This is a genomic window from Lachnospira sp. CLA-JM-H23 (assembly GCF_040096425.1).
Classification (GTDB): Bacteria; Bacillota; Clostridia; order Lachnospirales; family Lachnospiraceae; genus Lachnospira; species Lachnospira rogosae.
Genome location: NZ_JBBMET010000011.1, coordinates 1 through 15,995, shown reverse-complemented (window position 1 = coordinate 15,995; position 15,995 = coordinate 1). Strand labels below are relative to the sequence as shown.

27 protein-coding genes are annotated in these 15,995 nt (G+C 40.1%); 8 read left to right on the top strand and 19 right to left on the bottom strand.

Annotated elements, in window-relative coordinates; translation table 11 throughout:
- Positions 1 to 42 precede the first annotated feature (42 nt).
- The 12 genes from WMO42_RS13015 to WMO42_RS12960 form a co-directional block, all read right to left on the bottom strand.
- A complete protein-coding gene (locus WMO42_RS13015) occupies positions 43 to 237 on the bottom strand; it encodes a transposon-encoded TnpW family protein (protein ID WP_009255333.1) in 195 nt (64 codons plus the stop codon).
- Positions 238 to 250: 13 nt separating this feature from the next.
- Positions 251 to 1,093, bottom strand: coding sequence for an ATP-binding protein (locus tag WMO42_RS13010; protein WP_055247163.1), 843 nt, complete (start codon positions 1,091 to 1,093; stop codon positions 251 to 253).
- A complete protein-coding gene (locus tag WMO42_RS13005; protein WP_009255335.1) occupies positions 1,090 to 1,836 on the bottom strand; it encodes a phage replisome organizer N-terminal domain-containing protein in 747 nt (248 codons plus the stop codon). The genes WMO42_RS13010 and WMO42_RS13005 overlap by 4 nt, the downstream gene beginning before the upstream one ends.
- Positions 1,826 to 2,032: a hypothetical protein gene (locus WMO42_RS13000; protein ID WP_009255336.1), complete on the bottom strand. Its 207-nt coding sequence runs from the start codon at positions 2,030 to 2,032 to the stop codon at positions 1,826 to 1,828. The genes WMO42_RS13005 and WMO42_RS13000 overlap by 11 nt, the downstream gene beginning before the upstream one ends.
- A gap of 188 nt (positions 2,033 to 2,220) precedes the next feature.
- Positions 2,221 to 3,843, bottom strand: coding sequence for a relaxase/mobilization nuclease domain-containing protein (locus WMO42_RS12995; RefSeq protein WP_044983951.1), 1,623 nt, complete (start codon positions 3,841 to 3,843; stop codon positions 2,221 to 2,223).
- Positions 3,815 to 4,210, bottom strand: coding sequence for a plasmid mobilization relaxosome protein MobC (gene mobC, locus WMO42_RS12990; protein WP_009255338.1), 396 nt, complete (start codon positions 4,208 to 4,210; stop codon positions 3,815 to 3,817). Before mobC ends, WMO42_RS12995 begins: the two co-directional genes overlap by 29 nt.
- Complete coding sequence (locus WMO42_RS12985) at positions 4,197 to 4,676, bottom strand: hypothetical protein (RefSeq protein WP_173011514.1); 480 nt, start codon at positions 4,674 to 4,676, stop codon at positions 4,197 to 4,199. The genes mobC and WMO42_RS12985 overlap by 14 nt, the downstream gene beginning before the upstream one ends.
- Positions 4,677 to 4,744: 68 nt before the next feature.
- Positions 4,745 to 5,170, bottom strand: coding sequence for a hypothetical protein (locus tag WMO42_RS12980; RefSeq protein ID WP_349192490.1), 426 nt, complete (start codon positions 5,168 to 5,170; stop codon positions 4,745 to 4,747).
- A gap of 42 nt (positions 5,171 to 5,212) precedes the next feature.
- On the bottom strand, positions 5,213 to 5,410 hold the full coding sequence (locus tag WMO42_RS12975; protein ID WP_005921293.1) for a helix-turn-helix domain-containing protein: 198 nt from the start codon (positions 5,408 to 5,410) through the stop codon (positions 5,213 to 5,215).
- The gene (locus WMO42_RS12970; RefSeq protein ID WP_004853592.1) at positions 5,388 to 5,888 is read right to left on the bottom strand and encodes a sigma factor-like helix-turn-helix DNA-binding protein; all 501 of its coding nucleotides are present in this window, start codon (positions 5,886 to 5,888) and stop codon (positions 5,388 to 5,390) included. Before WMO42_RS12970 ends, WMO42_RS12975 begins: the two co-directional genes overlap by 23 nt.
- A gap of 116 nt (positions 5,889 to 6,004) precedes the next feature.
- The gene (locus tag WMO42_RS12965) at positions 6,005 to 6,709 is read right to left on the bottom strand and encodes a zf-HC2 domain-containing protein (protein ID WP_005921297.1); all 705 of its coding nucleotides are present in this window, start codon (positions 6,707 to 6,709) and stop codon (positions 6,005 to 6,007) included.
- On the bottom strand, positions 6,702 to 7,214 hold the full coding sequence (locus WMO42_RS12960; RefSeq protein WP_003533443.1) for an RNA polymerase sigma factor: 513 nt from the start codon (positions 7,212 to 7,214) through the stop codon (positions 6,702 to 6,704). Before WMO42_RS12960 ends, WMO42_RS12965 begins: the two co-directional genes overlap by 8 nt.
- 206 nt (positions 7,215 to 7,420) lie before the next feature.
- On the opposite strand from WMO42_RS12960, the gene WMO42_RS12955 reads away from it, so the two are divergent.
- Complete coding sequence (locus tag WMO42_RS12955; RefSeq protein WP_349192487.1) at positions 7,421 to 8,098, top strand: AraC family transcriptional regulator; 678 nt, start codon at positions 7,421 to 7,423, stop codon at positions 8,096 to 8,098.
- 87 nt (positions 8,099 to 8,185) lie between these two features.
- On the opposite strand, the gene WMO42_RS12950 is transcribed toward WMO42_RS12955, so the two are convergent.
- From WMO42_RS12950 to WMO42_RS12935, 4 genes are all read right to left on the bottom strand, one after another.
- A complete protein-coding gene (locus WMO42_RS12950) occupies positions 8,186 to 8,740 on the bottom strand; it encodes a zeta toxin family protein (protein ID WP_116444196.1) in 555 nt (184 codons plus the stop codon).
- Positions 8,730 to 8,960, bottom strand: coding sequence for a hypothetical protein (locus WMO42_RS12945; RefSeq protein ID WP_055287312.1), 231 nt, complete (start codon positions 8,958 to 8,960; stop codon positions 8,730 to 8,732). The genes WMO42_RS12950 and WMO42_RS12945 overlap by 11 nt, the downstream gene beginning before the upstream one ends.
- A gap of 320 nt (positions 8,961 to 9,280) precedes the next feature.
- Positions 9,281 to 10,423, bottom strand: a complete 1,143-nt coding sequence (locus tag WMO42_RS12940) for a site-specific integrase (RefSeq protein WP_349192484.1) — start codon at positions 10,421 to 10,423, stop codon at positions 9,281 to 9,283.
- Positions 10,424 to 10,446: 23 nt separating this feature from the next.
- On the bottom strand, positions 10,447 to 11,025 hold the full coding sequence (locus WMO42_RS12935; RefSeq protein WP_178570445.1) for a helix-turn-helix transcriptional regulator: 579 nt from the start codon (positions 11,023 to 11,025) through the stop codon (positions 10,447 to 10,449).
- 163 nt (positions 11,026 to 11,188) lie between these two features.
- Between WMO42_RS12935 and WMO42_RS12930 the strand changes: the two genes are divergently transcribed.
- From WMO42_RS12930 to WMO42_RS12900, 7 genes are all read left to right on the top strand, one after another.
- On the top strand, positions 11,189 to 11,359 hold the full coding sequence (locus tag WMO42_RS12930; RefSeq protein WP_178570448.1) for a hypothetical protein: 171 nt from the start codon (positions 11,189 to 11,191) through the stop codon (positions 11,357 to 11,359).
- Between the two features lie 14 nt (positions 11,360 to 11,373).
- Positions 11,374 to 11,583, top strand: coding sequence for a hypothetical protein (locus tag WMO42_RS12925; RefSeq protein WP_178570451.1), 210 nt, complete (start codon positions 11,374 to 11,376; stop codon positions 11,581 to 11,583).
- A gap of 12 nt (positions 11,584 to 11,595) precedes the next feature.
- Positions 11,596 to 12,069, top strand: a complete 474-nt coding sequence (locus WMO42_RS12920; protein WP_178570453.1) for a hypothetical protein — start codon at positions 11,596 to 11,598, stop codon at positions 12,067 to 12,069.
- Positions 12,070 to 12,211: 142 nt separating this feature from the next.
- Positions 12,212 to 12,436 carry a hypothetical protein gene (locus WMO42_RS12915; protein ID WP_349192481.1) on the top strand — a complete coding sequence of 75 codons (225 nt, stop codon included), beginning with the start codon at positions 12,212 to 12,214 and terminating at the stop codon, positions 12,434 to 12,436.
- Positions 12,418 to 12,789: a hypothetical protein gene (locus WMO42_RS12910; protein WP_349192479.1), complete on the top strand. Its 372-nt coding sequence runs from the start codon at positions 12,418 to 12,420 to the stop codon at positions 12,787 to 12,789. Before WMO42_RS12915 ends, WMO42_RS12910 begins: the two co-directional genes overlap by 19 nt.
- A gap of 42 nt (positions 12,790 to 12,831) precedes the next feature.
- The gene (locus WMO42_RS12905) at positions 12,832 to 12,954 is read left to right on the top strand and encodes a hypothetical protein (RefSeq protein ID WP_349192477.1); all 123 of its coding nucleotides are present in this window, start codon (positions 12,832 to 12,834) and stop codon (positions 12,952 to 12,954) included.
- Between the two features lie 22 nt (positions 12,955 to 12,976).
- Positions 12,977 to 13,633: a hypothetical protein gene (locus tag WMO42_RS12900; protein WP_178570461.1), complete on the top strand. Its 657-nt coding sequence runs from the start codon at positions 12,977 to 12,979 to the stop codon at positions 13,631 to 13,633.
- Between the two features lie 254 nt (positions 13,634 to 13,887).
- On the opposite strand, the gene rpsI is transcribed toward WMO42_RS12900, so the two are convergent.
- The 3 genes from rpsI to truA form a co-directional block, all read right to left on the bottom strand.
- Positions 13,888 to 14,292, bottom strand: a complete 405-nt coding sequence (gene rpsI, locus WMO42_RS12895; protein WP_022501116.1) for a 30S ribosomal protein S9 — start codon at positions 14,290 to 14,292, stop codon at positions 13,888 to 13,890.
- Between the two features lie 31 nt (positions 14,293 to 14,323).
- Entirely contained in the window at positions 14,324 to 14,752 is a 429-nt protein-coding gene (gene rplM, locus WMO42_RS12890) for a 50S ribosomal protein L13 (RefSeq protein ID WP_022501117.1), read from the bottom strand.
- 315 nt (positions 14,753 to 15,067) lie between these two features.
- Entirely contained in the window at positions 15,068 to 15,805 is a 738-nt protein-coding gene (truA, locus tag WMO42_RS12885; protein WP_055306846.1) for a tRNA pseudouridine(38-40) synthase TruA, read from the bottom strand.
- Between the last annotated feature and the right edge of the window lie 190 nt (positions 15,806 to 15,995).

Genomic DNA, 15,995 nt, shown 5'->3' with positions numbered 1-15,995 from the left:
GTGTATAGCGGCAAAATGTGAAAAATGCTTCTTTACCGCCCGTCATATTGCCGATTTTTGTGTAGCAGCTTCCGCTTCCAGCACCTTAGCCATTTTGTCGGCTGCGGTTTCCGTGGCACTCTGCTTGAAAAAGCCGGACACCACAAGAACAGAGTTCCCTATGCGGATTTCCGTCACGCAGTCGGCGGGTGCGGTGCTTTTCATGCTGTGTTTGATATGCTCTTTTTTATCGGTCATAGGCAAACTCCTTTCAATCGTTCATCAGCTTTTTCAGCCGTTCCATTTTCTCCTGTGCCTTTTCCCTGCGGAAATTCACGCCGGAGCAGCAGACAGGGGTACACATCTCTGTTACCCGGTCATAAATCCGCTTGTGGGCTGTGTCCAGGGGATTGTTCAGCTCGTCAAGGCTTAGATTGGTCGTGACGATCAGCGGCTTTTCGCTTCGGTAACGACTGTCAATCACATTGTAGACCTGCTCTAAGCCGTACTCTGTTCCACGCTCCATTCCAAAATCATCAAGAATAAGCAGCGGATAGCGGCAGAGCTTGGAAATATATTCGTTCCTGCCCTCAAAGGTGGCGGCAAGGTCATTGAGGACAGCGGCGAAGTTCGTCATTTTTACGGAGATTTCCTGCTCCATGAGGGCGTTTGCAATGCACCCGGCAAGGTAGCTTTTGCCTGTGCCGACGCTGCCCCAGAGCAGATAGCCGATGTTCCCGGCTTTCATGTCCTCCCAATGCTCCACATAGAAACGGGCGGTTTTCATCTGCGGGTTTCTGCCGTTGTCATTGGCAAAAGTCCATTCCCGCATAGCCGGGTCGGTAAAGCCCAGGCGTTTCAGTTCTTCTACCTTGTCCCGGTGCTTTCTCTGCTGTTCGGCGGCTTCACGCTCCATGCGCTGCGCCCGCTGGCAGTCACACTCTGCCGGGTGTCGGTCACGCCCGAACAGGGCAACCTTATCAGCCGGAAAATAGGCTTCTTTCGGTGTCCGGCACTTGCCGCAGTAGAGTAGACCGTCCTCACCTGTGTAGTCCTCCGGCTCGGCGGTGGCTGCTGGTATCTGTAAACTCATATCTTCAAAAGCTGGTTTCATAGACTTTCTCCCTCCTTGTAGCTGTAATCGGGTATGCCCTTTTTCGGGGCAGCTTTAGCGGTATCGTCAGCCGCCCATCTGCGGATAGTGGCGGCATGGTTCTTGTATTTCCTCCCGGTAGAAGCGATATAGCCGGATAGCCGGTCAATGTAATACTCCCATTTGTCGGGCAGTTCTGCTTTCAGTTCAGAAAGCTCTGTATCTGTCAAAATCACATTTTTATATCTGCCGTAAGCTGCGGGGGCGGCTCGTCCCGGTTTTAACTCTCTCTCTTTTTCTATCTCTATATCTATCTCTTTCTTTATCTCTATCTCTGGTGGACAAATGTCCGCTTTTGCTTCGGACACTTGTCCACTAAGCCGTTTTTGCTCTGAAATCTTCATTCTTGCCCTGCGCTTACGCTCCCCCTCGGTAGAGGACTGACCGATGAAAAGCTCGATATTGCTCATATACAAAGCCCCGTTGTCCAGCGGTTCAACAAGCCCCAGTTTCATAAAGATTTGCAAAGCCCTCTCGACTGTGCCGACCTGCTGGCGGGTAATGGTGGCTATCATTTGGGCGGTGTAGGGGATATTTTCGTCAAGCTGCAAAGTGCCGCCGTATTTCAGCGATTTTAAGTACAGCTTCAAGAGGATATTGGAATACAGCATACCGTCCTGCATACTTTCCAGCAGCACGATAGCGTCATCGTCAAAATAGCTTTCTTTCAGTTTGAGGTAATAATATTTGCGGTTATCTGACATAATCTTGGTTCTCCTTATCTGTGGGGCGGGCTTTCCATCTCTTTGAATAATACCGGGGGCAGAGTACCACGATAGCCCTAAAACTCTGCTTGCAGTCATGGGTACAGCCCCGGCAAAGGGCATTGAAAGTAATGCGGTTTCGCTCATTGAGGAAGAACGCCCATTCCAGCCGCCGCTTCTTGCTCATTCTCGGCATGAAAAAACGCTCCTTTCTTCGGTTTGGTCGGGTATGAGGGGACAGGGGCAAAATCTGTATGTTCCCGGTGCCATTTTCGGGAAAAATCTGCCCTGTAAGCCCCGTTGGAAAGGTCAGGGGTATTGCGGATAGGGTATGGCATACCCCCCTGCCTTTTGTATGGTTTCGGTATCATTTCGGGGCGGTTTTTAACGCTCCTGTTCATGCTTTTTCTGTCGGCTCGGTGTGCCGTGTAGTATCTGCTCTGCGTTCCGTTTGGCGGTGGCAAGCTGCTCATACTCGGCTTTTGCGGTGCGGTAGGTGTTGTAAGCTGCGTTTTTCTCGGAAATGAGGGCTTCAATCTCCGTATTCAGCTTGGAAGTGGCGGGCAGCTTCTTTCCCGGTGCAAGCACCTTTAGCTGGCGCAGGGCAGCTTCATAGATGATAAATTCCGCTTCGTGGGACTGGCGGTAGTTCTCCGCTTTTCTGCCGGACAGCTTTTTATGAGCGTCAATGGTGGGGCGGGTGCGGCGGTAATCGTTGACAACCTTTCGCAGACTTTTCTTGTCGGAAATGCTCTGCTCAATGCCCCGCAGACTTTCCCTTGCTTCGGAAAGAGCTTTCCGGCTGCTCTCCACGGCTGCGTCCAGCTTGTCAAGGTCAAGCAGTTCGTTCTCCATGAGGAAGTTGTGGGTAGCCGCCATCTGTTTGAGGTTGTGCAGGGAAGCCCAACGGTCATAGCCCACGCCCTTGCCCTCAGCTCGCTTGGCTTCCCGGTCAACCATGCGCTGCAAGGTGTTGTCTGCCGGGGCGGTTTTTGCGGTTTTTTCCTCTCGCAAGCGTTCCTTTTGGGTGTGGGGGTATTCGGGTATGGCTGTGGTCTGTTCGGCGGCTCTGTGTGCGTTCTGCGTGAGCAGGGCAAGGACAGCAGCCTTGTCAAAATCGTCCCCCAGCTTCCGGGCTGTGATAGGCTTTGTCCTGTCCGGCGTGAGGTAGGAAAGCCGCCCCCGGCTCTCCTTGACAGTTACGCCCTCCCGCAAAAGCAGGGAAGCAAACTCGTCAAAGCTGCCAGCTTGGGAAAGTGCCTGCCGTATCGTCCGGCGCAGCTTCGCCTTGTCCGTTTCAAACTTGGTGGGCTTGGTCGGCTGTCCGGTGGCTTCTCTGGCGGCGTTCTCTTTATCAAGGGCAAGCTGCCCTTTCTTCTGCGCCCAGTATTCACGCTCGGTCACTCGGTTCTTGCTGCCATGCAAAAGGTCAATCTGATACAGATTTTCCCGGTGGCACATCTCCATGACTTCGGACTTGAAATATTCCATAGCTGCGTCTGTGCAGCGGTGCTTGCAGCCGTCCTTCGTGTCCGCTGGTCTGTCCATGTAGGGCAGAAGCGGGACGGCTTCAATCCGCAAGCTGTTTATGACGATATGCACATGAATGTTGCCAGAGTGATTGTGCCCGTCCGGGTGGGTGCAGACAATGGCTTGGTGTCCGGGGAAATGCTCGTTGCAAAATTCCTCGCCCAGCGACTGCGCCTTATCAACGGTCAGACCGTTGTCCGTTCCGTCCCGTGGGTCAAAGCTGATGATATAGTGGTGGGATTTCACATCTTCCCGTTTTTGGTTCTTGCCATAGCGGAGATTGGAGCGCAGACAGGCAACAGCAAAATCTTCTTCGCCGCAGTTCAGCGTGGCAAGGCGGTAGCCCTCACGGGGAACAAGCCGCCCGTTTTCATCAAGGGTGGGTTTCATGGTAAACTCGTCATGCTCAAAAGTGAGGTAGGCTTCCGCTGCTCCGTAGTCGGCATTTTTAGAGCTGATATGTTTGAATGTTGCCAACAGCTTCACCCACTTTCTGCAAGACTTCAAACTTCAAGGCTGCAAGGTCGGAAATGGCGGCTCGGACTTCGCCGGACAGGGCGTTATACGGTACGCCGTATTCGTTCAGATACCGGGCAATCTGATTGAGGTTGCCGCCGATCCTGCCGTATTCGGCGGTCAGCTTCCCGACAGCGGCAAGCAATTCATCATTGACCGGGGAAACGGTAACAATGGGGCGTATGGTTGCCCGTGTAATGGCTTGCCGGATAAATTCGGACTGGCTCATACCATAAGGGGCAAGCCGGGCGGTAAAGTCGGCGTATTCTTCATCGGTCAGCCGGGTCTTGACTACCCTGCTGCGGTGGGGCATGTTATATCGTTTCATAGGTGGTTGACCTCCTTTCTGTGCGTGGTGTCCTCTCACTAATAGGAGAAAAACGGGGTGTGTAGCGGAACTGTTTTTGAAATAATCCGAAAAGAATTTGCGGGAATTTTTCAAGCGGCGTAAGCCGCATAAGCAGGGTTTGGGGAAGGCACTCCCCAACAAGATTCCCGCAAGGACAAAATGAGCGATAAGCGAAATTTGGTACTGCGGTAGAATCTTGCTCTAAAAAACTACCGCTTTCCTCGGCGGCTCTGGTTTGCGGATATACTGGCTTGCTCCACCAATATAGCGATTGCGGCGGCGTGTTCTGCCCGCTGTTCACCACTACAACGGTGAAAAGGGGGCGTTTTGGCAAACGCAGCGAAAATTTTTTTATTTTCCCTGTCTGCTCCCTACAACAATCCGGCGGTGTGGTTTGCCAAAGATTTTTGAAAATGGGCGCAAAAAAAGCAGTAAACCTTTTCAAGATTTACTGCTTATCTTCCGCTGTGATGGGCGGCGGTATTAAATTGTCAGCCGTTTTTCAAATGGAATTTATCTGCAATCGCTTTCTTTCCGCTTTCCAATTCCTTTTCTGTAATCTTCCATAATCCTAACGCAATGATCTGCTATCTTTTGCATTCCGAATTCTTCAAAAAAGGCAATTTGTATTTTCATCAGTTCTTCACAAACAGTCAACTTCTGCTCATCCATATTGCTAATAGCAAGCCATGGGAACGCTTTATATTTCTTAGTGTCCCCAATGAGAAAATTGTACCCTATCAACTCATTTTCACGAAAAACGAAATAGAATTGTGGGCCTGAACCTGGAACTGACTTTTCCATAATTTGCTGCATTGTTCTCACGCCGCCGTATGCCGGAAAAAAACCTATTCGCTCAAGAGCATTTAATATGTCAATCCTTTTATCTGTGGGTATGTCTCTATAATTGATAATCTGTTCCATTTGCTCTACCCTCATTGAAGTTTAATTTGTCAGGCTCTAATTATACAACTTTTCTGTTTAGCGGTCAAAGCGGAACTTCAACAGGCTTTCTATCAGTTGCCTGACGATATGCTCCTGCATATCCGTGTTAATCTGTCCGTCCATTTTCGCACAAGAGCGGACATATCCCGCATAATGGGATAGGACGGCGGCAACAGCTTCCGGGTCGCCCTCGCTTGCCTTAACGATTGTCTCATAGGGAAGTAGCTGGCTCATAGGACAAACCCTCCAACTCTGCCCGTAGCCGCCGTAAAATCATCTGAATACGCCGCCCGGTTGTGTTGCCAGCCCGTCCATATCTCCGTCCAATCTCCCTATGCGTCAATCGTTGGAAGTAGTACAAGAAAATGATTTCCTGTTCCATCTGTGATAGTGCGGACAGGGCTGCGGCAAGCTCTGGACTTTCCAAAAGCACCATCTGACCACAGACGAAAAGCGGATAGCTGGTCATGCCGGATTGCTCCGCAAAGTATTTATCTGTGGTACTGAATGGATAGTGTTTTTCTTCTATCAGATATTCAAGCGAGATTTCCCGCTTGCGGCGGCTCCGTATGCTCCGGGCTGCGTCTATGGCAGCGTGGCGAATAACAGTCTTGCAAAAGGCATCGTGTGTATGCCGGATATGTTCTTGATACTTTTCGTGTTCGGTCATGGAAAATCCCCCTTTCTGAATAATGGCAGAGGGCGGCAGCATCTTGTGCTGTCGCCCTCTTGATTACCGAACAGCAAAGACGGGCGGGGCTGTCAACGGCGGCGCATTTGCGCCGTTCATCTTGACCGTTGACAGGCTCGGCTGGGTTTGCTATCTGCTCACGGCAATTCACTCTCATTGATAGGAATTGCCTCAAGTTCCGTATTCAAATTGTTCCAATAAGAGCCGATATCCGCACTTGTGAAATACTTAAAACCGCCTGCTGCTGACTTCAATTCGCCGTTTTTAACCCCATAGCAGGCGTAAATCAAATCGTAGCTTGTTCCATCTGAGAGGTTAAATCTAAAGCTGGTCACATCTGCTCCGGCAGTTTCCTCAGTCGTTTTGTCTTTTAGGGATAAGCCCTTGAACTTATCATACAGGGTCTTTATATCATTTTCAGCAACAACTACTTTCTTTTCTGCTGATTCAGGCACTCCGTCATAGTGGTACATTTCAACGTTTTCGACATCTTCAACCTCAAATGGGAAGTCGATTTTGACAGGCTCATAAGCAATGTTTATAGGTAACAGAAAGAGAGCTGTAAAAATTGCAATGATACAAAGAGCGATGGAAACGAGAACAGCAATCGTTATCTTTTTTCTGCCTCTCTGCTTTTCTTTTGCCTCATGGCGCATAATAACGCTTTCGCTTTCTTCGTGAAGAACATCTTCGCTCGTGTGAGAAAGCAATTTCTGATAAATTGCGTTACAGTCAGCACAGGCGTTCAAATGCTCTTTTACCATCTCTGCGCTTGCTTCGCTGCAAGCACCGTCAACATACAGCGGAAGAATATCTCGAACAATATCGCATTGTTTACTCATGCTTTTCATCCATCCTTTCTTGAATTTTTAGCTTTGCACGATGATAAGTAACTCTCGCCCATGATTCTGTTTTTCCAAAAATTGCAGCGATTTGTGAAAAAGATAGTTCCCCGAATACGCGAAGCTGAAAGACTTCTTTGTATGGTTCTTCCAAACGGTGAAGAACGAGGTGTATGCGGAACGCCATGTCAGAATCTGCAACTGAGTTCTCAACATTTTCATTTGATGGCAAGTCATTGATTTCACTCACATCAGCTACTCGCTGACGGCTTCGCATTTCATCATGGTAAAGGTTTTTTGCTATGGAGCAGAGCCATGTCAATTCATCTGACTTACCTTTGAATTGTGATGTTGTAGAAACAGCCTTATAGAATGTGTTCTGCGTGATTTCCTCTGCTATCTCACGATTTTTGGCAAGAGAAATAGTATACGAGTATACCTGTAAATAGTAGGCTTTATAGAGCTTTTCATAGTCCATACTTGTCATCACCTCCTTCAGCTTCATAGGTTAGACGGAGAAATCGGAATTTCGTTACAAAGAAGTTTGAAATTTTTATACCTTTACGCTACTCTTGCTTTCTGCGGACTATTGGTAGACGCGCATTAACGGCAAGCAAAGAGATTGCTGTGTCAGCTTGATATGTTCAAATGCTAATTAAGTATAGCATACAGCTATGAATTTTTCTATTGCGTTCCCCTGACTTCGGAATAGTGGCAGGACTGGCTGTCTTTGTTTTGCTTTGTGCTTCTCTACCGTACATGAGCATTTATACCAGCAATGAAACGCATAACAGCATACTTATTAAATATTCATTTGATATAGCTGATTATATAAAGTCAGAAATATCTGCTGTTTCATTTAACAGATTCTACGCTGAAAAATACCACATTCTGAATCAGGAAGACCAGCAAGTTGTCCGGAATATTTTTGAAAAGATGCTGACTGAGTATAATATTAATTCACCATACTCAGATTCTAAATTAAAGGCATTGCTTACATACTTAATTATATTTATTATTGAGCATGAGTTATCTCATGATATAAACGGCAGCCATGGCAAGAAAATAAACAAAAATATCAATGATGTTATGAGATATATAGACTCTAATTATATGACTGATATAAATGTGGATAATATTTGTAAATTATTTAGCTTTTCCAGCTCTCATTTTTCAAGGCTATTCAAACAAAATACAGGAGAAGCTTTTTCAAGATATTTATCTAAGGTAAGATTAGAACATGCTATAGTTTTACTGTCAAATACTGACAAACAAATAGATCAAATTGCATATGAATGCGGATTTAAAAGTACCAGCTACTTTAGTTATTCATTTAAAAAAGAATTCCTTGTTTCACCGCTTAAGTATAGGATGCAGATGAAGGGTTAATGTAATTAATGTCAAAAAACACACCAGAACCGAAATTCTGGTGTGTAATAAATTGTATTGGTATTCCAAGATAAGATAACAACAACATTATTCCATCAATCCTAATATATCCTGTTCACTCCAATATTCATTTGGATATATTGATAGTTCTTCTTTATGCTTACGAATAATTCTTTCTGGTGATTTGGTATTATCATAAACATGCATAATATCGCATATATCAAGTAACTCTTTTATGTTATTAATTGATTTATAATATCTTTCAATAACTTTACTGCTATCAACATTATGTCCACCTGCTGCCACACGAGATTCTATTCTGGCAATATTAATTTGTGGGTCAACTGTCAACACAAATACACATTTTATAAAATATCCCTCTTCTTTTGCTTTTCTTAAAATGTTTAACTTATATTCAGATGACAAGACTGTTTCAAATGTAAAATCTTCTTTCTTGGCAATTGATTCATATCTCATCCTGTCAACCAAAACAGCAGCTTCCATATTATTCATTCCTGTAGTCGCAACAACATCATCAGCATTAGTATACTTACCAACTTTATCAAAAAAAGTGGTTATTGTACTTTTCCCCGAGCCATTTGGTCCTGCTAATACAAGAATCATCGGTTTTCTATTCTGCATACTTTCTTTCCCCATTCGCATACTCTACATAAGCCCGCTTTTTTTCTTTATCATAACCTGCTATAGGTTTTTTACAAATCTTAGCTTTATTTATCGCTGCCTTAACAGCTTCAACCGCTCTTTCGTCCATTTCACTGTCTGATTCAGTCAATGTACTCTTCTCTTCTTCTCTGGATACAACTTTTATAATTCTACCACTCTTTGTGCTTACAGTTGTCATATAAATATCTCTCCATTCTAATTAATACGAAAATAGCTTTTTAATTACACTTAATACTTAACTATTATAATATATTCTATCATATTTTATATAAAAAAACACCCCAGAACCGAAATTCTGAGGTGTAACATACTTTTCTGAAGCGCCATAAAAACGCTTTGAATTGTAAATCCTATCTCTTTGAGTACTAATCACATCATTTTTTATCATTTTCTATCGTCCTCTAAAGTCTTATATATCAAGGCTTTCAGCCATTTTAAAGTAACATATCTTTTTGTAATTTTCAACATTAATAAACATCATTAAACATCAAACAAACATCATTTTAAATTCAATGCTACTAAATCCGCCATTTTCTTCTTGCTACTCTCTAATACTTCTGAATATATATTAGCTGTCACTGAAACATCACTGTGTCCCAAATTTTCTGATACAAGTTTTAAATCTACTCCTGCATTTATTAATAGTGTTGCATTTGCATGGCGAAGTTTATGAAGAGATATATTACAAAAATCTGTATCCTTTATAAATCTTTTAAATTGCAAATTTAACCTACTTCTATCCTTATAATCTCCAGTTGTTGAAGTAAAAACCATATTAGGATATTTATATGTTTTCCCAACATTCTTAATTTTTTCTTTCTGTTCTTCTCTGTGATTTTGCAATATTGCTTTTAATGTATCACTCATTCCTATTGTTCTAATAGAATTTTTTGTCTTTGGAGTATCAAGCCAATGTTTGCCTCCTACATCAGCAAGATTATGTCTTATATGTATAAGCCCATTGTCAAAATCCAAATCATTCCATTGCAATGCAAGACACTCTCCTGCTCTCATTCCTGTATATAACAATGTTTTAATGATAACTGCAAACTCTGAATATCCTGCTTCATCTAACATATTTAATAGTTCTTTAGCTTGACTATCAGAAAGAAATGGTTTTCTTTGTTCCGCATTATATTTTTGTTTTGGAAGAATTACACCTGCACAACACGGACTTTCTTTTATCAATCTACTTTCTAAAGCATAGCTAAATACACTTTGAAGAATTGTATATATTTTCTTGCAAGTTGATGGCTGTACTTCCATTTTCGCAAACATATTTGTTATTGTAGTAGGAGTTATAACTTTAAGTTTCATACTTCCCAAATATGGCAATATGTGAAGTTCTGATTGCTTTTTATAATTATATGCTGTAACCTCTTTTAATTTGTTCGGGGCATAGTTTTTAAAATATAACTCTGACAATTCAGAATATTTCATATTTTCGTCTAAATCTATCATTCCCTTACATTTCTTCTCAAACTCCATAGCATATTCTTTGACAAGTTTTTCTGCTTTCTTTGGAGTTGTTCCCTCTGGGATTCGATAAGTTGTAGTCTTTCTTATCTGTTTTCCTGCTTCATCATATCCAAGAGATACAATAATTTGATATGCACCCTTTCTTTTGCTTATCGTAGCCATTTAATATCTTCCTTTCCATTTTTCTAAAGCAATCTTTTATGTGTGTCTCTTTCTTTATTTTGTATACAACATTTTAAACTTGTAAATTTCTCTTGAATCTCCAACATATCCATTGCAGATTCCCTACTATTAATATTATTAGAGCTTACATATTTTTCTATACTGCTAAATAGATTCTCCATTTGTATCTCACTTAAATATGGTAACCATCCTTTTGTAATATAATTAACTATATGAGCAAAACTAGGTAGCTTTTCCAACTTATCAACAGTATCTTCAGTTAACTTTGTAACTGAACAAATATATTTCATATCGTGACTTGTTTCATTCTCTACACCAAGCAAATAATCTAATGACACATTATAAAAATTTGCTAACATTATAAAATTTTCTATTTTCATTCCTTTCTGATTTCCAAATTTACTATGATTGTTATCAGATACTTCATACGCTTTTAAACTATCAATAGATATTGGTTTTTTAGTTTGACCATTTCCATATTTAGCCATTAATTCATCTGCTAATTTTTCATGTGATAACCCTCTTTTCTCTCTTAATTCCTTTAATCTTACTCCTATAACATCTGGTTTTAATTCAATCATTGTTCAATCTCCTTTTGTTGAAAATAATAATTTTTTTGAGACACATATGATTTATTTATTATTTTAATCAACTTGTATCTTTTAGTAGATTATATTACACTATATTATACAAATCAAGATTATTTTCAACCTTTTTGAAAATAACAGAAAGGAGCTACACATTATGAACGAAAAAATATTTATGACAATTCGAGAAGTTGCTAAAACTGGCATTCTTCCTGAACACACAATCAGAGTAATGGTTAAAGCTGGAGAAGTTCCGCACATTATGGCAGGAAACAGAGTTTTAATAAACTATCCCAAGTTCATCGAACAGTTGCAAATTACAGCTTAGAAAGGACATAGAAAATGAAAAAAGTTTATATTGCAGGTGTTGATTGTTCCATTAGTGATGCTATTAAGTATGCAATAGAAGGCAATGGAATTATTGTTCCAGAGGAGAAAAACGGAAATCCTTCACTTGAGCTAATCAATTTTACCAAGAAAGAAGCAAAAGAAATTTATAAGGAAATATTTAATGGTACAAATACAAAAGCCAGACTTGTATTTAACCGATAACGGAGGTTAGATATGCAAGATATATCAAAAACCGTACCAAGTTATAGCATTGAATTTGAAAGAAAAACTGACTATGACGAATTACTATTGCAGTTCAATCGTATAAGAAGAACTGCATATTATCAACACAATAAGCATTATAACGAAACTGCTATTGTAATGTGCCTTAGTCACAATAAAGGTGATATGTGTAAGAAAATCACTGTAAAAACAGAAAAGGGGGGATATAAAAAGGTTTTTGTTCGTGATGAGGATAACTTGCTTTATAAGTTTGCAATACCTCATGAAGTGGATTGGCATATTCATTTTTTATCTGTCGGGAAAGGTTCAAGGTCATTGTGTGAAAAGATAACACACAACGAGAACAGACGAGCCAAAAAATGTGTAGCCAAGTTATATAGCAATAAAGGATTTATCCCTTATAACTACATCAAAGAACAGGCGAGCGTTATTCGAGAAATAGGTAATATGAGCAAATATCTTTAGAATTTGTCACAAAATTTTAGTGCTAAACAGTTTGCACCCCTTGTATTTAATAGGGTTTGCAAGGATTTACAAAGTGTAATGTAATAATAATTATATTATATATAACTATTATCTTATGGTTATATAGCAGATAGGAGTTGATATGATGAAGAATTATGAAAATAGACTAAAGGCAATCAAGAAGATTGCAGACGGAAAAACCGCAAAAGTTGTTATTGTCGATTATAAGGACGGGAAGTATTTCTTAGACGGGAAACCAGTTGATATTGATAGTATTAAGGCGGATGCCGTTATCATTGATAATATTCCCGACACCCCGCCAGAATCGTTGAAAGGAAGTGATATAGATTGGCAGGAAAAAGAGTAGCAGACGAACAAATGATACTTGCACTCATTACTTGCAAGGATATAGCAACCGCAAGTAATGAGTTAGGGGTTACAAGGCAAGCAATTTATAATCGCCTGCAACAACCAGCGTTTAGACAAAGATTACAGAACGAACGACAAGGCAAGTTTCAAATTGCAAATAGCAAGTTGACGGATAAAATGAGTGAAGCAATAGAAACTTTGTCGTCTATTATGAATGATAAAGAAGTTTGCGCAGGAACTCGAATCAAATCAGCACAGATACTTTTAGATATTTGTTTGCGGACAAGTGAGCAAATGGACATTTTAGAAAGAATCGTTGCTATTGAAGAATCACTTGCGGAATGTAAATAACTTTACACATTTATTTTAAATTTGAGGAAAGGAAGTGATTATATGAAAAATAGTTTAGCAAGCGATATTTTAAGAGCAGAGAAGAAAAAAGCTACTTTTTGGAAGATTGCAACTATAGCTGTGATTATTGTAGCAATAGCAGAATTTTTAATTATTATGAATTAATGCAAAAAGGAGATTATTTATTATGACAAAAAAGGAACGAGAGGAATTGACAATGACATTAGGAACTATCGGAGATTGTATGAGTTTGATTAACAAGTACAAGGCAGATTATAAGCAGGCAGTAGATAAGATACTAGCTGATAAAACAAGGACATCTGAATTTAAGAATGAGCAGATTGCATATTGCAAGAAAGAACTGAATAAAAATGTACTTTCTGCAAAGTCCAAGATAAAAGAATCTATAACAGAGATTAGACAGTTTGTTGGAAAGCCTTTTGACTTATCACAGAATTATAGTGCCGCCATTGATTATATTAGCACTATGCACAGAGCAAAAGCACTGAATCCTACAATGATAGAGAACATTATTGAGGAATACCGAGGAAATGAATCTGTATTGTTATATTTACGCACAAAGCTGTCAGAAATGGGTATACAGACATATCAGTTTGACGAGAATATGTTTTCCACATATGAAAGAGATATAAATGGAAATGAGACATTTATAAGTCCAACAGAATTTTTTGATGATTTAGAAAAAACTATTGACAAAGGTAATAACAACCTTATAGCATTTGCACTAGGTAAAACAGAAAAGGTTCTTGGAATCAATAGTGTAGGTATCAGCAACTATATATCTTCAATAAGCGAAGAAAAGGAATATCCTGCTGTTATGTAATATATAGCTTGGAAACAATGATAATCTTGCTATATTTGCGATTTTAGCTATTAATGTGTGTATTTATATCCTATGCTTTTAAATCGCAAATGCAGTAAAATTACAACTCATATTTTATAAACATTCTTTCGTCTTTGTAATAAAAAAACAGGTAGATTCATTAAAAATCTACCTGTTAAACATCAAATAAACATCATTTTCAAGATGCAATTCTTTGAAACCCTTGTAAAATAAGGCTTTCCAAGAAAAAGATATTATCTCTTTGAGAACTGAGGAGCACGACGAGCTGCCTTTAAACCGTACTTCTTTCTTTCCTTCATTCTTGGATCTCTTGTTAAGAAACCAGCCTTCTTAAGTGATGGACGGTATTCTTCTGAATCAACCTGAAGAAGAGCTCTTGAGATACCGTGTCTGATAGCACCAGCCTGACCTGTGTATCCGCCACCGTGTACGTTAACGATTACATCATACTTGTCAGCTGTCTCTGTAAGAACTAATGGCTGCTTAACTACAACCTTAAGTGTTTCAAGACCGAAATATTCATCAAGTGATCTCTTATTTATTGTAATATTACCATTACCTGGTACTAAATATACTCTAGCAATACTGCTTTTTCTTCTACCTGTTCCGTAGAACTTTCCGTTTGCTTTCTTAGCCACTGTTAATTCCTCCTTATGATATGTCCTTTAATTAAAACTTTAAAACTTCTGGCTTCTGAGCTGCCTGTTCATGATCTGGACCTGCATATACGTGAAGCTTTGTGTACATCTGTCTTCCTAAAGGTCCCTTTGGAAGCATACCCTTAACAGCAAGTTCGATAACTCTTTCTGGATGCTTTTCCATCATCTCCTTAAGAGTTGTTTCTTTCATACCACCTACATAATCTGAGTGATTGTAGTAAATCTTCTGATCTAACTTCTTACCTGTAACCTTAATCTTTTCAGCGTTGATTACGATAACGTTGTCACCACAGTCAAGGAATGGTGTATAAGTAGGCTTATTCTTACCTCTTAATACAGCAGCAACCTGTGATGCTAAACGACCTAATGTATAATCTGCAGCATCTACAACATACCATTTTCTTTCGATGTTAGATGCACTAGCCATATAAGTACTCATTAGTTTTCCTCCTAAATATTGCTTAAATGCATAATTAATTGTTCTAATTAAATAAATGTTAATATATATTAAATGCTTCTCCGGGGCATATGGTGAAACACCTAATTCTGATTAACTTATGTCAAGGCGCACTTGTCACGCCACATTAAAGAATTATATAACACACAGCCTTGTGTGTCAATCAGAAAATGTATTTTTACCATATAATTTTCAGGAAATTATCCACAAAGATTTTATTCTGCAATATATTTATCAACAGCCTAAATTAAAAATATTAACTATGTATTAGATTATCACAATTACAAATATCAAGAATTACAGATACTCTATTCTCATAAGCGTAAGTCCCTGCGGTGGTGCTGTCTGACCTGCCTGTGTCCTGTCCTTTGCATCAAGCATTTCCTTTACATACTCTGGATTAAATTTCCCTTTTCCTACCTGTATAAGCGTTCCTGCTATTATTCTTACCATATTATATAAGAAGCCATTACCTGTAACAGTTATTAATATTTCATCACCTTTTCTATCTACATCAAGCGAATATATTGTCCTTACGGTTGTTTCTGTCTGTGTACGCACACAACAGAAGCTTTTAAAATCGTGTTCTCCTACAAGATACGCTGCCGCCTCCTGCATTTTAGCAATATCAATATTCCCTGGTACATTCCATGTATAGTTACGTTTCTTAGGAAGTCCGAACTCCGTATTTAGTATCCTGTAGCAGTATGTCTTTCTTGTATCACAGTGTCTTGGATGAAAATCAGATTCTACCTCATCTGACTGCTGTATTATTATATCTTCAGGAAGGTACCTGTTAAGTGCATATGTGAACTTGTCTGCCGGTATGTTTGAAGCTGTATCAAATACAGCGACATTTCCTAATGCGTGAACTCCTGCATCGGTTCTGCTTGCACCTGTTACATGGACATTTTCACCTGTAAGCGCGTATATAGCTTCATCGAGCTTTTTCTCAATTGTCGGTGCGTTAGGCTGTATCTGCCAACCCGAATAATTCGTACCATCATATGCAACCCTTAATCTTATTCTTTTCATTCACTCCTCCTTAATTTTTTTCACACTTATTATTAATCGATACATACACTTCCTATTAATATCTTCATATACTCGTCATTAATCTTTCCGCGTACTTCTCTCTAATCTCTTTGCATACTTGTCATTAATCTTTCTGCACACTTCTCTCTAATCTCTTTACATACTTGTCATTAATCTTTCTGCACACTTC

Coding starts and splice junctions, on each gene's coding strand:
- WMO42_RS13015 (WP_009255333.1), bottom strand. CDS start 237: ATGACCGATAAAAAAGAGCATATCAAACACAGCATGAAAAGCACCGCA.
- WMO42_RS13010 (WP_055247163.1), bottom strand. CDS start 1,093: ATGAAACCAGCTTTTGAAGATATGAGTTTACAGATACCAGCAGCCACC.
- WMO42_RS13005 (WP_009255335.1), bottom strand. CDS start 1,836: ATGTCAGATAACCGCAAATATTATTACCTCAAACTGAAAGAAAGCTAT.
- WMO42_RS13000 (WP_009255336.1), bottom strand. CDS start 2,032: ATGCCGAGAATGAGCAAGAAGCGGCGGCTGGAATGGGCGTTCTTCCTC.
- mobC (WP_009255338.1), bottom strand. CDS start 4,210: ATGAAACGATATAACATGCCCCACCGCAGCAGGGTAGTCAAGACCCGG.
- WMO42_RS12980 (WP_349192490.1), bottom strand. CDS start 5,170: ATGAGGGTAGAGCAAATGGAACAGATTATCAATTATAGAGACATACCC.
- WMO42_RS12975 (WP_005921293.1), bottom strand. CDS start 5,410: ATGAGCCAGCTACTTCCCTATGAGACAATCGTTAAGGCAAGCGAGGGC.
- WMO42_RS12970 (WP_004853592.1), bottom strand. CDS start 5,888: ATGCTGCCGCCCTCTGCCATTATTCAGAAAGGGGGATTTTCCATGACC.
- WMO42_RS12965 (WP_005921297.1), bottom strand. CDS start 6,709: ATGAGTAAACAATGCGATATTGTTCGAGATATTCTTCCGCTGTATGTT.
- WMO42_RS12960 (WP_003533443.1), bottom strand. CDS start 7,214: ATGAAGCTGAAGGAGGTGATGACAAGTATGGACTATGAAAAGCTCTAT.
- WMO42_RS12950 (WP_116444196.1), bottom strand. CDS start 8,740: ATGCAGAATAGAAAACCGATGATTCTTGTATTAGCAGGACCAAATGGC.
- WMO42_RS12945 (WP_055287312.1), bottom strand. CDS start 8,960: ATGACAACTGTAAGCACAAAGAGTGGTAGAATTATAAAAGTTGTATCC.
- WMO42_RS12940 (WP_349192484.1), bottom strand. CDS start 10,423: ATGGCTACGATAAGCAAAAGAAAGGGTGCATATCAAATTATTGTATCT.
- WMO42_RS12935 (WP_178570445.1), bottom strand. CDS start 11,025: ATGATTGAATTAAAACCAGATGTTATAGGAGTAAGATTAAAGGAATTA.
- WMO42_RS12930 (WP_178570448.1), top strand. CDS start 11,189: ATGAACGAAAAAATATTTATGACAATTCGAGAAGTTGCTAAAACTGGC.
- WMO42_RS12925 (WP_178570451.1), top strand. CDS start 11,374: ATGAAAAAAGTTTATATTGCAGGTGTTGATTGTTCCATTAGTGATGCT.
- WMO42_RS12920 (WP_178570453.1), top strand. CDS start 11,596: ATGCAAGATATATCAAAAACCGTACCAAGTTATAGCATTGAATTTGAA.
- WMO42_RS12915 (WP_349192481.1), top strand. CDS start 12,212: ATGATGAAGAATTATGAAAATAGACTAAAGGCAATCAAGAAGATTGCA.
- WMO42_RS12905 (WP_349192477.1), top strand. CDS start 12,832: ATGAAAAATAGTTTAGCAAGCGATATTTTAAGAGCAGAGAAGAAAAAA.
- WMO42_RS12900 (WP_178570461.1), top strand. CDS start 12,977: ATGACAAAAAAGGAACGAGAGGAATTGACAATGACATTAGGAACTATC.
- rplM (WP_022501117.1), bottom strand. CDS start 14,752: ATGAGTACTTATATGGCTAGTGCATCTAACATCGAAAGAAAATGGTAT.
- truA (WP_055306846.1), bottom strand. CDS start 15,805: ATGAAAAGAATAAGATTAAGGGTTGCATATGATGGTACGAATTATTCG.